Source organism: Nocardiopsis oceani (assembly GCF_054777395.1).
Genome location: NZ_BAAHAR010000032.1, coordinates 92,550 through 106,360 on the forward strand (window position 1 = coordinate 92,550; position 13,811 = coordinate 106,360).

14 protein-coding genes are annotated in these 13,811 nt (G+C 66.5%); 4 read left to right on the forward strand and 10 right to left on the reverse strand.

What is annotated here, in order from left to right; genetic code table 11:
* Positions 1-80: 80 nt before the first annotated feature.
* The 8 genes from ACYVDG_RS20030 to ACYVDG_RS20065 all read right to left on the reverse strand — a co-directional run bounded on the left by ACYVDG_RS20030 (position 81) and on the right by ACYVDG_RS20065 (position 8,480).
* A complete protein-coding gene (locus tag ACYVDG_RS20030; protein WP_460755260.1) occupies positions 81-452 on the reverse strand; it encodes a VOC family protein in 372 nt (123 codons plus the stop codon).
* Positions 453-563: 111 nt separating this feature from the next.
* Complete coding sequence (locus tag ACYVDG_RS20035; protein WP_460755263.1) at positions 564-923, reverse strand: DUF2200 domain-containing protein; 360 nt, start codon at positions 921-923, stop codon at positions 564-566.
* Between the two features lie 26 nt (positions 924-949).
* A complete protein-coding gene (locus ACYVDG_RS20040) occupies positions 950-1,888 on the reverse strand; it encodes an SRPBCC family protein (RefSeq protein WP_460755266.1) in 939 nt (312 codons plus the stop codon).
* The gene (locus ACYVDG_RS20045; RefSeq protein ID WP_460755269.1) at positions 1,888-2,526 is read right to left on the reverse strand and encodes a helix-turn-helix domain-containing protein; all 639 of its coding nucleotides are present in this window, start codon (positions 2,524-2,526) and stop codon (positions 1,888-1,890) included. The genes ACYVDG_RS20040 and ACYVDG_RS20045 overlap by 1 nt, the downstream gene beginning before the upstream one ends.
* Positions 2,527-2,768: 242 nt before the next feature.
* On the reverse strand, positions 2,769-4,193 hold the full coding sequence (locus ACYVDG_RS20050; protein ID WP_460755273.1) for a plasmid pRiA4b ORF-3 family protein: 1,425 nt from the start codon (positions 4,191-4,193) through the stop codon (positions 2,769-2,771).
* Between the two features lie 167 nt (positions 4,194-4,360).
* The gene (locus tag ACYVDG_RS20055) at positions 4,361-4,567 is read right to left on the reverse strand and encodes a hypothetical protein (RefSeq protein ID WP_460755276.1); all 207 of its coding nucleotides are present in this window, start codon (positions 4,565-4,567) and stop codon (positions 4,361-4,363) included.
* Between the two features lie 157 nt (positions 4,568-4,724).
* Complete coding sequence (locus ACYVDG_RS20060) at positions 4,725-5,870, reverse strand: hypothetical protein (RefSeq protein ID WP_460755279.1); 1,146 nt, start codon at positions 5,868-5,870, stop codon at positions 4,725-4,727.
* A gap of 438 nt (positions 5,871-6,308) precedes the next feature.
* Positions 6,309-8,480, reverse strand: coding sequence for an ATP-binding protein (locus ACYVDG_RS20065; RefSeq protein WP_460755284.1), 2,172 nt, complete (start codon positions 8,478-8,480; stop codon positions 6,309-6,311).
* Positions 8,481-8,974: 494 nt separating this feature from the next.
* On the opposite strand from ACYVDG_RS20065, the gene ACYVDG_RS20070 reads away from it, so the two are divergent.
* From ACYVDG_RS20070 to ACYVDG_RS20085, 4 genes are all read left to right on the forward strand, one after another.
* Positions 8,975-9,190, forward strand: a complete 216-nt coding sequence (locus tag ACYVDG_RS20070; RefSeq protein WP_460755289.1) for a hypothetical protein — start codon at positions 8,975-8,977, stop codon at positions 9,188-9,190.
* Complete coding sequence (locus ACYVDG_RS20075) at positions 9,177-9,704, forward strand: DUF6879 family protein (RefSeq protein WP_460755293.1); 528 nt, start codon at positions 9,177-9,179, stop codon at positions 9,702-9,704. The genes ACYVDG_RS20070 and ACYVDG_RS20075 overlap by 14 nt, the downstream gene beginning before the upstream one ends.
* 46 nt (positions 9,705-9,750) lie before the next feature.
* Complete coding sequence (locus tag ACYVDG_RS20080; protein ID WP_460755297.1) at positions 9,751-10,611, forward strand: methionyl-tRNA formyltransferase; 861 nt, start codon at positions 9,751-9,753, stop codon at positions 10,609-10,611.
* Between the two features lie 353 nt (positions 10,612-10,964).
* Entirely contained in the window at positions 10,965-13,061 is a 2,097-nt protein-coding gene (locus tag ACYVDG_RS20085) for a GmrSD restriction endonuclease domain-containing protein (RefSeq protein ID WP_460755301.1), read from the forward strand.
* Here ACYVDG_RS20085 and ACYVDG_RS20090 read toward each other — a convergent pair.
* Both ACYVDG_RS20090 and ACYVDG_RS20095 read right to left on the reverse strand, forming a co-directional pair.
* A complete protein-coding gene (locus tag ACYVDG_RS20090) occupies positions 13,037-13,396 on the reverse strand; it encodes a hypothetical protein (protein WP_460755306.1) in 360 nt (119 codons plus the stop codon). The two genes, ACYVDG_RS20085 and ACYVDG_RS20090, sit on opposite strands and share 25 nt — an antisense overlap.
* Positions 13,393-13,695, reverse strand: coding sequence for an AAA family ATPase (locus ACYVDG_RS20095; RefSeq protein WP_460755312.1), 303 nt, complete (start codon positions 13,693-13,695; stop codon positions 13,393-13,395). The genes ACYVDG_RS20090 and ACYVDG_RS20095 overlap by 4 nt, the downstream gene beginning before the upstream one ends.
* Positions 13,696-13,811: the final 116 nt, after the last annotated feature.

Sequence of the window (13,811 nt, forward strand, 5' to 3'; positions counted from 1 at the left end):
TCAGGGGCTTTTGCGTTGCCGGGTGCTACGAGCACCGATGCGCCCGTCAAGAGACCTGACGATCGTCCGGCCACGGCTGGTCACCGTGGTTCGGCAACCTGCCAGAGTTGGACGGGGTTCTGCTCCGGGTCGTGCAGCGAGGCGAATCGTCCGTTGGGATAGGTTTCGGGGGCGACGGTGACGTCGATCCCGGCGTCGCGGAGTCGCCGGACTACACCGTCGAGGTCGTCCACACGCAGGTTCAGTCCCCAGCCGGACGGTCCGAGGTGGTCGTTCGGGCCGTCATCTCCGAACGGAGCGAACACGGTCGGTCCAGCGGCCTGGGTCCAAGCCGGTGCTTCATAGGAGGCCGGCGGCGGGACCACGTCGAGGTAGTGGGCATACCAAGCGGTCAGCCGGTCCGGGTCCCGTGCTCGAAAGAAGAATCCACCGATTCCGATAACGCGTGCCATGCTCTGCTCCGGTGTCCGAGCGCGCCCCAGGCCCCTGCCTGTCACCCTGGGGGCGCGGGATGGGCTTTGTTTCTGCGTGACGCTGACGCAACATGGCGGGGTGCGCGGATGTCATCCGCTCCCTGCCCGTAGGATTTTCTCCATCTTCTTGCCCTTGGCCAACTCATCGATCAGTTTGTCCAGGTAGCGAACCTCTCGCGTCGTCGCATCCTCGATGTCCTGGACGCGGACGCCGCACACGACACCCGTGATCAGCGATCGTGCCGGATTCAGTTCTGGTGCTTCGGCAAAGAACGTGGCGAAGTCGACCTGCTTTTCGACCTGGGCCGCGATGTCCTCGTCACTGTAACCGGTCAGCCAGCGGATGATCTGATCGACCTCAGCCCTGGTTCGCCCTTTACGTTCTGCCTTGGCGATGTAGAGCGGATAGACGGGCCCGAACTCCATTGTTGAAATGTCCGTGCTCTTCATGGTTGTATTCCTCTTTTCCGATGGATTCACGAACCGACCGCTGACGGCTCGGATGAAGAGGCGGGTGAGGGGAACTGCTCGGTGAGCCAGTCGTCCCATTCCCGCTCAGCTCGGGCAGCGATACGGGTGTTTCCGTCGCCGAAGAGGTGGATGCGGATGGACACCATGGCTTGTTCACCCATCGGCGTGCTGGAGATGTAGGCGAGCCCCGGCGCGGGATGCTCCACCCGCAGCAGTAGGTCGGCGTCCTCTGCCCCCATCGCTTCCAGGGCCGCTGCCACGTGCGGGGAGCGCTCACGCTGGGCCAGCACTTCCGGGTCGGTGACCTCCAGGTTCTCCACCTGTCCGGACAGGGTCGGGGCAGAACCCCGGGATGCGAATCGACCGGAGGTCGTGTCGATGCCCAGAGCGTCCTTGATCGTTCCCATGCTTCGAGGACCGGAGTGCGGGCTGATCAGGGTGAACTGGAACGGAGCACACGGCTGGCCGTTGAAGGAGTTGAGGTACAGGCGCAGCATGGGGAAGAAGGATGCGGCCCATCCGTAGACGTGGCCCTCGAATTGCCCATCCCAGTCATCGGAGTCGGCGAACCAGCTGTGCACGACCCGCACGACGCAGGCCCCGCCTCCGCGCGATTCGACTATCCACTCTGTCGCCATGTCCCTCGGCGGGGCGGTACTGCCGGAGGCACCGGCCACCGCCTCCTCGTCAGCGCTGGCTTCGGCTTCGGGCTCGGACGTGTATCTCCTCGGCGGATTCCACTCGGTGATCCTTTCGCGGGCTTCCATTCCCGGACCGAAATCGCACTCTGCGGCGCCGCCGACCTGCCCGTCGACCCGGCTGCGGTAGAACCAGGAGGAAATGCCGTCACTGGTGGCGATCGCCCGCCATACTTCCTCTGGTGTCCCCTGCACCTCGATCTCCGTGCCGATGTGCCGCCGACCGTTCTCGTCCCTCTCGACCATCACGAGGTCCTTTCCCGTGTGCCTTCCTGCTCTCCGGCCGCTCCCGTGGCTTCGCTCTCGGGGACGGGGAGTGGATGAGCCATCAGCACCAGACGGTGTGCGCGCCCTTCTGGTGCTGATGCGTCGTGGTACTTCGCCACCAGGCGGTTGATCTCCTCGGTCAGCTCACTGGTGAACGCTGCACGCTCCTGGGCGGACCTGAAACGGATGACGGTGTCGACCGACAACGTGGCCAGATGCTGACCGGCCTGACCGGCTTTGCGCAGAAGATCACCGACCTCGCGCACTGCCCTGGCCGCCAGGGCGACCAGATAACTCGCCGACCGGTGGTCCCTGCTGCGTTCGGGATCGGCGGCCACCGGCCCCAGCGCGTTCGGGGAGATGACGAACGAGGACGCCGTCGCTACCAACTCACGTTCGGTCAGGCCGCCCCACTTCCTCGTGCCCGCCAGTCGCACAAGCCCATGCGACTCCAAGGTCCGCAGGTGGTAGTTCACCTTCTGCCGCGACATCCCCGACAGCTGGGCCAAGGAGGCGGCCGACATCGGTTCGCGCAGCGCCGCCAACAACCGACCGCGAACCGGGTCGACCGCCACCTGCGCTACCGCCGCATCGTCAATCACACCGACATCTCTCATGTTGAAATAATCACCTTGACAAGAATGTTTGTCAATGCTCGTTCTTCGCCCCGCGCCTGCCTGTTCCTGCTTGGAAAACGACGCGGTGGCCGCAACCTCCCCAAGGGCAGGGTGCCGCGACCACCGCTAGGTCGGCGGCGCGGGCGGATCAGGCTCCGGTGATGAGCACCGCTGACGGGAGTGCCGTGTTGTTGACGGCGGGGACGTCTACCGCGGACGTCTTCCACGGCGCGGATCAGCGGTCAGGCCGGGCCCCACAGGGCCGCGCGGGCGAAGGCCGTACCCTGAGCGGTCGGCGTGGGCTTCCGTCCGAACCGGGCGTTCGGCCAGCCGCCCAGGGCGTCCAGCACGACCCACACCTCCTGCATGGCGTCCCGGGCCGCCCACTCGTCCATCGGTTCACCGTCCCCGACCCGCCACCCCAGGCCGGTCATCAGCGCGGCGACCTCAGCGGGTACGTCCCGGCTCCCGGCCGCCACCGCAAGCAACGCCAGCAGACACCCCAGTTTCTCGCCGTTCTGCTTCGGCTCAAGCGGCATGCGCGCGGCCAAGTGGTCCCACAACGCCCGGGGGTCGCCGCGCACCTCCTTGCCCGCCTTGGTGAGCAGGAGATTCCCCTTGTGCTTGCGCAGCAGTCCCGTACGCTGCGCTGACTCGCGCAGGCTCAGCACCGGGTAGGTCTGGATCTCCCGGTTGGACTTGCCGATCCACCTCCCTGCCGGGTCCATCACCCCGGCTGCCTCCTCCACACTGGCCGGGGGCAGGTATCCGGCCCCGGTCAGCTTCACCCCGTCGTCGCCGACGTGGTCCAGCAGCCACAGGTAGGAACCCACCGCCGCGCGGACCGTGACCGTGTCCGGTTCCCCGCTCCCGGGGGCGGTCGCCTCGGATGCCAAGGTCAGCAACCGGCCCCGCAGCCGGGGGTCGCGCACCGTCCCCAACAGCTCCGCTACCGGTGGGGGCAGGTCGTCCTGGGGCGTCCCGGCCACCGCTGCCAGGGCCGCGTTGACCTCGTCGATATCGAACGGCAGTGGAGCCCCGTCCGGGGCCTGCCCGAAGAAATACCGGTGCTCGGCCAGCGCCTCGGCCTGCTGCGGGTGCTCCGGGTCGGTGGCGGCGCAGAGGAGCTCGTACCCGGGTACGCCGCCGCAGCCCTCGGGCGGCGCGGGCCTGCGCCCGGCGGTGCACAGCGCCCGCGGCCCGTCCCCGTCCCTGGGGAGGACGGCTTTGAGGGTGAGCAGGTGCTCCCAGTCGTCGCCGAAGTCGTACAGGTAGACGAGCCGGTCCCCCTTCTGGGCCAGCACCTCGTCCAGCCGCACCTGTTTCTCGGGGACACCGCGCTTACCCTGCTCCACCTCGAACCGCGACGGGTAGTGCTCGGACTCAGGGTTGTAGTACGACGGGCCGCTGGCGAACCCGTGCAGGTGGTAGTCCTCCCAGCCGAATGCCGCCTGGAGGATTTCGTGCACTTCGTCGAGGAACAGGTCCGAGTCCAGGTCCAGCCTGCGCCACACCGGTGGCTTGGTTCCGGAGATCTCCACCCGCACCCGGTAGGTGGCGGTCTCCTGTCGGCGCGGTCGGCGCCGGGAGGACTGGAGGGCCACACCGAACGGCCCGAACCCGGCCCCGGGGACTGGGCCGGGGCCGACATCACGATGATCGCTCATCACGGCAAACTACCGCTTCCCGCGTCGGCAACGGGTGCGGAGGACACACCGGGCCGCCGTCACACGTCAGTGTTCCAAACCGGCCTCGTCCACGCGCCCGTGCGGATTCGGCCCAGGACGGCTCCGGTCCCGACACCGGGCGGGTCACACGGTCAGCGTTGCGACGGTCATCCTTGTGGGCGCGCCGGGGCCGCACGGTTCGGTGCGGCGACCCGGGTGTCGAACTTCGTACTCGCGAGCGTGCGCTCCGCTACCGTGATGAGGTCCAGTACTTCACGGGCCAGGTAAGCGGTCGCGCCGCGTTCGATGGACTTGGTCTGGAGGATGTCCGCCCGGCAGAGTTCGTCCAGAGCGGTACTCGCTGATCGAACCACGATCTATCAAAGGATGACCCCCTAAACTTTGACAGGAAGGAAGTCCGTTCACGCTTTTCCGCGCATCCGACCCGAACGCGGCATCCACTCAGGCCGACCCGGGCACTCAGCCCGGCACCGGCCGATCCGGTGGGCAGATGACGCCAGCAGGCGCGGGTCAGCGTTCCAAACCGGCCTCGTCCATCCGGCGCTGGAGCGTGCTCTTGCGCCGGTGCCGTTCACGCAACTCCCGCAGCGGCCGCGCGAAGGCGGGCTGCTCCCCCTCGCGTTCGGCCAGGGCGGACAGGTCGGCCAGAAGGGCCACGGCTCGGTCGTAGCCCTCGGGGAGCTTGGTGGCGATGCGGTCCTCGGCCTCCTGCCACGCCTGCTCGCGCCGCCCGGCCAGGTCGTCCAAGCGGGCTTCACGGGCGGCGGCGGCCTCCTCTCTGCACTGGCGTTCCCGCTCGGCTTCCCGCGCAGCTGCCTCCTGTTCCCTCCGGGCGCGGCGCTCCCCGGCGGCCGTCCACAAGTCCCGCACGGTCCTGGATCCCTCGGCAACCACCAAGGTGCCGCGGCCGCTTTCCTGGAAGGCCTGGAGCATCCGGGCCCGCGCCCGGGCGGGCTTGTCCTCGGCCACCAGCCGCAGCAGGTGGTTCTTCTCCTTGTCCGGCAGTTCCTCGATCCACCGCGCCATTTCCTTGCCCTGCCCGGTCCCGGTCGGCAGGTGCGGTGACTCCTGAGCGGCTACCTCGAGGAGATCGTGGTCGATGCGCAGGAAATCCGCCACCGCGTGCAGAGGGGCGCTCAGGTCGCCGAGTCCCGCGGGGACCGGGGGTTCGATCTCTTCGTCGTCGAGCTCGTCGTCGGCCTGCACCGACAGCAGCCAGGCCAGGTACAGCAGCCGCCGGTCGCCCGCGAGCAGTTCGGCCCGTACCGGGGCGATGCCCGCCAGGCCCGCCGGAAAGTCGAGGAATTCGGTCTCCTCGTGATCGGAGAACAGGGAGATGACGGTCCGGCCCGCGCCGGTGGTGTAGTGGGCGTCGTAGGTGAGCAGATAGGGCTCGATGTCGCGGGGGCGCAGGAGCGTGCTCGGCGCGGCGATCATGAACTGCCTGGTGCCCGGCTCGGCGAAGTGGGCGAACACGTCGAAGTGGGTGCGCATGAGCTTGACCGGGTCGCCTCGGAAGTTACCCCAGTGGTACTCGTTGGTGAACGAGGTCGCGGTGATGCGCGCCCGGCTGGACAGGGCCCGCAGTTGCGCGCACTGTTTCTCGTCCAGCGGCCGGTCCAGTGCGCGGAAGTCGTAGTGCTGGTAGACGCTCACTGCGGGGCGGTCCTCTCGTCGGGTCGGTGTGCAGGACTCAGCGTCGTCCGGGGGACGGTGTGACGCGGGGTCAGGACGTGGGGCACGCGGACATTATTCCGCTCCCGGCTTCTCAGGAGGGGCCGATTCCGCGGAAAACCCGTTCCCTACGGCGCTAGCTCCAGGGAGCAGCACTCAGGCCGTGTGCGGATTCCTGGGACCGGTCACGATGGATCCCCGAAGTTTCCGGACAGGACTGAGGATTCCAGACAGGTCGGAGCAACGGCTGTCCCCGCAAGCAGGGGTCTCAGGGAGCGGCCCGCATCGCGTACGGGTTTCTGGATTCGGTCAGGCCATGGCCGGGCTCCGGGTGCCGGTGGTCTGTGCCGAGGGGCGGGCGCCGGGGTAGACCCACAAATCCCTGCGAGCCGGGGTCACCTTGCTTGCCTGACCGTCCGCTCACGCGTCGGAGGCTTCTGCCTGGGCCTCGATTTCGGCCCGCCGTGCCTGCGCCGCCGCCCCGGGGAAGGACTCGAGCAGACGCAACGCCTCGCGGCGACGGTCGCGTGCTTCGCCGAGGGTTCCCTGCACCGTGAGTGCTGTAGCGAGGCGGGCCAGCGCGCCGGCTTCGGACCACCGGTCTCCCTTGCCGCGGAAGGCCGCGATCGCCTGCCGGTGGAACGCTATGGCGTCCTCTGCCCGCCCGCGTGCCAGGTGGGTTTCACCGGTGGCGTCCCAGGCGGCGGCCTGAAGGTCGAGACGGCCCACTCGCGGGAAGAGGGCGGCGGCCTGGTGGAGGTAGCCGAGCGCTTCGGTCTCCTGTTCACGCGCCAGGAGAATCCGCCCCAGTTCCAGCAGGGCGAGTCCTTCGAACAGTTTTCCGTCTGCCGTCTCCGCGATGGACAGGGCGCGCTCCGCCGTTTCCTGAGCCGACGCGTGACGTCCCGCCTGTCGGTGTACCGCCGCCAGGAGGGTCAGCGCTTCGGCCTGTTCCAGGGGCTCGTTCGTTTGCGCCAGGGTGGCGGCCGCCCGGTTCAGCAGTTCCTCGGCCCGGTCGCGCCGTTCAGACGCTCCGTGCTCCAGGAGTGCCCAGCCGAGGTTGCGGGTGAAGGCCCCCGCGTAGAGCGGATCATCGAGTTCGACCGCCTGTTCCAGCGCCTGCTCGAAGCAGGACTCGGCGTCCTCGAACCGGTGCGCGAACATGCGGACGACTCCCCGTCCGTTGGCGGCCCGCGCTTGCCCGAAGGTGTTGCCGAGTTCCCGGAAGGCCGCCGACGCGGCGCCGAAGCACGCGTCGGCCTCGTCCAGACGGAACAGGTGCCGGTAGGCGATCCCGAGGTTGTCGAGGGTGACCGCCTCTCCGTACCGGTCGCCCGCGGCACGGGCGCAGGACAGGGCCAGTTGTTGGGCGGGCAGCCACGTGTCGGCCGGTTCCCGGTCGGCGATGAGCATGGTCAGTGTCGCGGGGATCTGCCAGGCGATCCGGTTCATGCCGTGGCCACCGGCGATCCGTACGGAGGTGATGAGGTTGTCTCGTTCGGCCTCGTACCAGCGGATCGCCGCCTTGGCCTCGTCGAACTCCGCCGCGCTTTCGTCCAGTGGTTCGAGGGCCAGGGGCATGGTGTACGCGGCTGATCCGGCCCGGGCGGCCGCGTCGGCCGAGTGCAGGTACCACCCCAGGACGCGCCTCAGCGCTCCCTGTTGTTCGTCCTCCGATTCCGCTTCCCGGGCTTGGTCAGTGGCGTAGGCCCGCAGCAGGTCGTGGAACTGGTAGCGGTCGTGACCGCACTCTTCCAGCAGGTGCGCACCGGTCAGGACGTCCAGGTACCGCCGGGCACGGTCCGGGGTGACGGCGGCCAGGGCTGCTGCGGCTTCGACGGAGAATTCGGAGCCCGGATGCAACCCCAGCAGGTGGAACATGCGGGCTACGGGTGGCGTGAGTGCCCGGTAGGACCACGCGAAGACCGTGCGGACCGCGTCGGCTTCCTCTGGCCCGGCCTCTCCGGACGCCGACAGCGCGTCCCAGATACCGGACTCGTCGCGCAGCTCGGCGATCAGGTCGCCTAGCGGCATGTGCGGTCGTGCGGCGGCCCGCTCGGCCACGATGCGTAGCGCCAGTGGCAGCCGGGCGCAGAGGAGGGCCAGTTCGGCGAGGTCGCTGTCGGCATCTCCTGTGCGGTGTCCGGCGATGACGGTGCGCAGCAGCCGCACCGATTCTGCTTGTGACAGCGTCTCCACACTCACCCGGTGTGCCCCTTCCCGTATGACCAGACCAGACATGCGTGTACGGCTTGTGATCGCGACCAGGCAATTCGGAGAGCCGGGGAGGAGCGGCCTGACGTCCCCGGCCCCGGCGGCGTTGTCCAGGACGATGAGCACGTGCCGGTCTGCCGTCACAGTGCGGAACAGTTCCGCACGTGCTTCCTCCCCGGTGGGGATATGGTCCAACGGTACGTCCAGGGCCCGCAGGAAACGGCCGAGTACGTCCGTGGTCTCCGTCTGCGGCCCCGGATCGTATCCGCGCAGGTTGACGTATAACTGTCCGTCGGGAAAGTGGTTCTTGATCCGATGCGCCCAGCGAACGGCCAGACTCGTCTTCCCTACTCCGGCAGTGCCCACGACCAGAGCCACCCGTAGGGCTCCACTGCTCTGGGCTGGTGCGGAGACATCATCCAGCAGGGAATCCAGGCTCCGTACTTCATCGGTGCGGTTGACGAACCCTCGCAGATCGCCGGGGAGTTGAGCCGGACGAAGCGCGGAAACCAATGCGGGGGTGTGAAAATGCACGTCACCCCCGATGTCACGCGCTTGGATCACCCCACTACCGGTCGATCCTGAAAGCGTGTTTCGGACTTTCGAATCAGAATCCGCACCATGGTTGTGCGGTCTCGGCCCTTGGTTCACATCAGCTCCCGTCCGTCTCCGCCGCAGCCGCCTGGCAGACCTACCCCGAACTCGAAGCCCGAATCGGGCAACCCTTCGGATGCGGTCACCATAAGACCCATTATTCCCATCCCGGACAAGGGCCATGAGACTCCTTCTCCGCAACCACTCCGCCTGTTATTCTCCCTGTACCCGATCGGCGCTTAACCACGGTTCACGACGCTGCGAGACGCGAGGTACGCATGAGAATCAAGTTCGTCGGCGGATCCACCGGCCAGGGTGGTTCGCCCAGGCTGTACCAGGATGAGGAAAGCGGAGATTTCATCGTCCAGGGATACGTCGTCAGCGACCCGAGCGATGTGGAACAGATGAAAATCCCCGGCGGAGAAACGGTCGTCCGCGTTCCGGCCAGCCTGTTCGACTACCTGCCGAAGGAGGGCTCGAGTGGAGTCACTTGACGCGGCGGGTTGGGCACGGTTGTTCCACGGGTGTCGGGAATCCGCCTACCACCTGGAGATGCGCGACCACTACGCGGTAGCGGAGGAACAGGAGGACGTCGAGAGGTGGCGCGTCGGCGACTGGGGGCCTGAGGATGACGCGCGGAGCAAGGCTGGCTGGCTCGATCTGATGCGGGCCACCGCGGAGCGGAACGTGCGCCTGCGCCGAGTGCGGATCGTCTCCGAGCCGGTGACCGAGTACATCCGTTTCGAGCACGAAGGCACACCCCAGAACATCGCGGCCGGGGAGGACATTCGCTGGCTGCCACGCACGCGCGCCTCCGGCCTGGCCCTGCCTGGCAATGACTGCTGGATCATCGACAGCACAAAGGTACTTTTCAACCATTTCACCGGGGACGGCGGCTGGGTCGGAAATGAGATCAGCACCGACTCGGACGTGGTGAAGGTGTGCGTAGAAGCGTTCGAGTCAGCATGGAATATTGCTTTTCCGCACCACGAATACAACCTGAAGTAACCCGGCATCCCACAGCCAGCACCCCCGTTCAAAAAGAAACAGCGAGATGTCAGTCCCTCTCCGCATTTGCATCATCTCGTCCGGACCCGACGAGTTCTCTACCATCCACGCGGCCTGCGCGGATTCCGGACACCATCCGGTCGCCTATTTCTATGGGCGTTCTCTGCGCTCCGGTGGACCCGATCTCGGCGATGCGGGTGAGATGACCGCGGCGATCCTCGGCGCTGTTCCGCCGGGGATGGACCTGCTGCTCCCCGGAAGTGTCGAGGGTCTGGCGCTCGCTCTGGAAAGCTACCGCCCCGACCTCCTGATCGTCTTCGGTTTCGCGTGGAAGCTTCCCCGGTCCGTGCTGGACATCCCCGGGCACGGCGTGATCAACGTCCACGTGTCCATGCTGCCGGAGTACCGGGGCCCGGCGCCGCTGCTCTGGGCCATTCGCAACGGAGACCGCACCGGGGGTATCACCGTCCACCGGATGGACGAGGACTTCGACACGGGCAACATCCTCGCCCAGAAGGACGGCATACCGCTGGCCGACGACATCAGCTGGGCGAACTACTGCACGGACGCCATGCCGGTCACCTATGAACTGCTCCGCACGGCTCTCACCCGCGTCGCCGACGGGGACCCGGGCGAACCGCAGGACCACGGCCAGGCTTCCTACGCGGGTTTCATGGAGGAGGGGTTCTCCCGCATCCGCTGGTCCGACGATGCCCGCACCATCCACAACCAGGTCAGGACCCACCGCTTCGTGCGCTCAGCCGGGAGCCCGGTCGCCGAGGTCGGTTCCCAGCTGCTCGTGGTGAAACGTACCAGCCTGGAGCCCGCCGACGGCCCGCGCGTCGTCTGCGGGGACGGTGAACCACTGTGGATCACGGAGTCGACCGAGGTTCAGGCCGTTCGATGAGGCGGCTGCCCCACGGCTGACCGGAAACGCTCGGGAGTGGTCCTGTGACCGCGGTAGATCTCCCGAATGATGAAGCGCCCTTGAGCAGCCCGGTGGGAGGCGGGGCGGTCACGTGCATTCGAGCCGATCGGAGAGCAGAGGCAGGCTGCGGGAGTGGTACTTCGCCAGGACATTACTCCTCTCCCCGTCCTCCCGGGGGGCCGATCCGTTCGGTTTCCTCTGCCTCCGGGTAGCCCCACCGCCTATCTGCCCTACCCGGGAAAGGGCTACGCCGTCAGACGCCAGCACTAATCTGGGTCGGGACCCCCGCAGAGAACTCCTCCCCGGACGAACAAGAAGGGTGCTCTGACACTGTGAAGGCTTCTGAGACACCGCTGCTCGGTCTGCTCTACAAGAGCCACCAGTTCGTGATCCCGATCTACCAGCGCGCGTACTCCTGGTCGGTGGCCGAATGCGATCAGCTGATGTCCGACATCGAGCGTGCGGGGAGCGACGACGAGTTGCAGTCGCACTTCACCGGATCGATCGTTCACGTGGAGAAGGGCCTTTCGAACCTGACCACGCAGGAGCCCGATCTGGTCATCGACGGACAGCAGCGCATCACAACCCTGACCCTGCTGATTGCGGCGCTGGCCCGCGCCCTGGACGCTTTCCCGGACGGCGAGCGTGAGCCGTGGAGTGGGTTCTCTCCGAATAAGCTGCGCAACCGTTACTTGGTAAACGTTGATGAGGAAGGTGAGGACTACTTCAGGCTCCTGCTCTCCGAGAAGGACCGGGACACTCTGAAGGCGATCGTCCACGGCAACGCTCTGCCTTCGGCCCCCTCGGAGAGGGTGCAGCAGAACTACGAGCGTTTCCTGGACCACCTCACCAAACCGGGCACGGATCTCGCAGCCGTGTGCCGGGGCCTGAGCAAACTGGTCGTTGTGGACATCCGGCTGGACCGCACGTACGACAACCCGCAACTGATTTTCGAGTCAATGAACTCCACGGGGCTCCAGCTGTCGCAGGCCGACCTCATCCGCAATTTCGTGCTGATGGGGCTGAAGCCGAGCCACCAAGAGAGCCTGTACAACGGCTACTGGCGACCGATGGAGACGGATTTCGGCCAGGCCGCCTACGAGGAACAGTTCGACAGCTTCGTACGCCACTACCTGACGGTCGTGACCGGGGAGATCCCGCGTCTCGGGGACGTCTACGGGGCTTTCAAGGAATACGCGAAGATCCACACAGCCGGCGGGGGAACTGTCGATTCCCTGGTCCAGGAGCTCCGCTCCTACTCGTCGAGGTACTGCGCCGTCGCCTTGGGACATGAGGCGGACAAGGAGCTCGCCGAAGCGTTCCGGGACCTGCGGGAGATCAAGGCGGACGTCGTCTATCCGCTGCTGCTGGAGCTGTACACCGACTACCAGAGCATGGTTCTCAGCAGGGACGAACTGGTCTCGATCGTCGAGATGGTCACGTCCTACATCTTCCGCCGCGCCGTGTGCCGTGTCCCGACCAACTCCCTGAACAGGACGTTCAGCACCTTCACGAGGTCGATCGACAAGGGACGGTACGTCCAGAGCGTCCAGACGCACCTGCTGGGGATGAAGAGTTACCGGGCCTTCCCCACCGACAAGGACTTCACGGAAAAACTGACCACGGGCGACATGTACAGCTTCAAGCGGCGTTCGTACCTCCTTCGGCGGCTTGAGAATTTCGGCCGCAAGGAGCACGTGTCGATCGAGGACTACACGATCGAGCACATCCTGCCGCAGAACGAGAACCTCTCCCAGCAGTGGCGCAACGACCTCGGTGCGGAATGGGACTCCGTGCACGCGCGCTACCTGCACACTCTCGGAAACCTGACCCTGACGGGTTACAACTCCGAGTACGCCGACCTCCCGTTCCAGCTCAAGCAGGACATGGAAGGGGGCTTCAGGGAGAGCCCGCTCCGCTTGAACAGGGGGCTGGGTTCCCTGGAGACCTGGGACGAGCAGGCCATCGTGGAACGCGCCGAAAGACTGGCCGCGCAGGCCGTGCAGATCTGGCCACGCCCCACCCCGCCCGAGGACGTCACTGCCACGGCGCAGCCTGCCCCCGAGTCGGGGTACTCGATCGAGGACCACCCGAACCTGTTCCGTCCCGGCCCCCGGGAGCTCTTCGACAAGTTGAGGGGCGAGGTCATGGCCCTGGACGAGGCCGTCACCGAGACATTCCTGAAGAACTACGTCGCCTACAAGGCCGAAACCAACTTCGTCGACGTGGTCCCGCAGACAGAGCGTCTGAAGCTCACCCTGAATATGCCCTTCGAGATGCTGCACGATGCGCGCGGACTCGCGACGGACGTGACCGGTAGGGGTAAGTGGGGCAACGGCAACGTCCAGGTCGAACTGGACACGGGCTCGGACCTGAACCACATCATGGGCCTGGTGCGGCAGGCCTATGAGCACCAAGTCGGCGAGTAGGCGGGCACTGCGAGCGCGGCGGGTTCGGCGAGCAGGGTTCGCGCGTCGACAGTGTCGAAGTCCTCGTGCACGTAGAGACAGGCGATCTGGGTCCCCTGCCCCTGCTTCTCGGCGACACCCTCTGCCTTGTTCAGGATCGCAGGCACCCGCTTGGCGAGGTTCGCGCCCGTTGCCTTGTGAAGGCGAACGGTGTCGCCGATTTGCACGATTCTTCCGCGCAGATTCGGCTGTTCCTTCTCCAGCAGGATCTTCAGGCTCTCCCGGTCGTTGCGGTCCTCACCGGCGATGACCACGACGGGGCTGCCACGGCCCTTACGCCGGTGCCGACCGCTCACAGACCACCGCCCAGAACCCCGGAGAACCACAATTCACCCAAGGGGAGATCCTCACTCCGCTCAACGATGGCCTCCAGCTGTTCCCGGTCTATCGCCGGGATCCGCGAAGCCCCGTCATGGTCCCGTTCGCAGACGAAGAGCTCGTCTGTCCTGAGTCTGTCAGCCAGTGCCGGCGAATGGGTCGCTATGAGGAACTGGGTGCGTTCACTCGCCTCGCGTATGCGTTCCACGAGCAGTTCCAGCGCTTGGGGGTGGAGCCCGTAGTCGATCTCCTCGATACAGGTCAGACCTGAGTTCACCCAAGGGTGGGAGATTTTCGTATCGGTAGCGCGCTGACCTGGCGGTATGCCGTTCGCGGTGGGGTGAAAGGGTCACTAAGAACCTGCTCGTAGGTAACCTTCGTGGCGTGGCATCG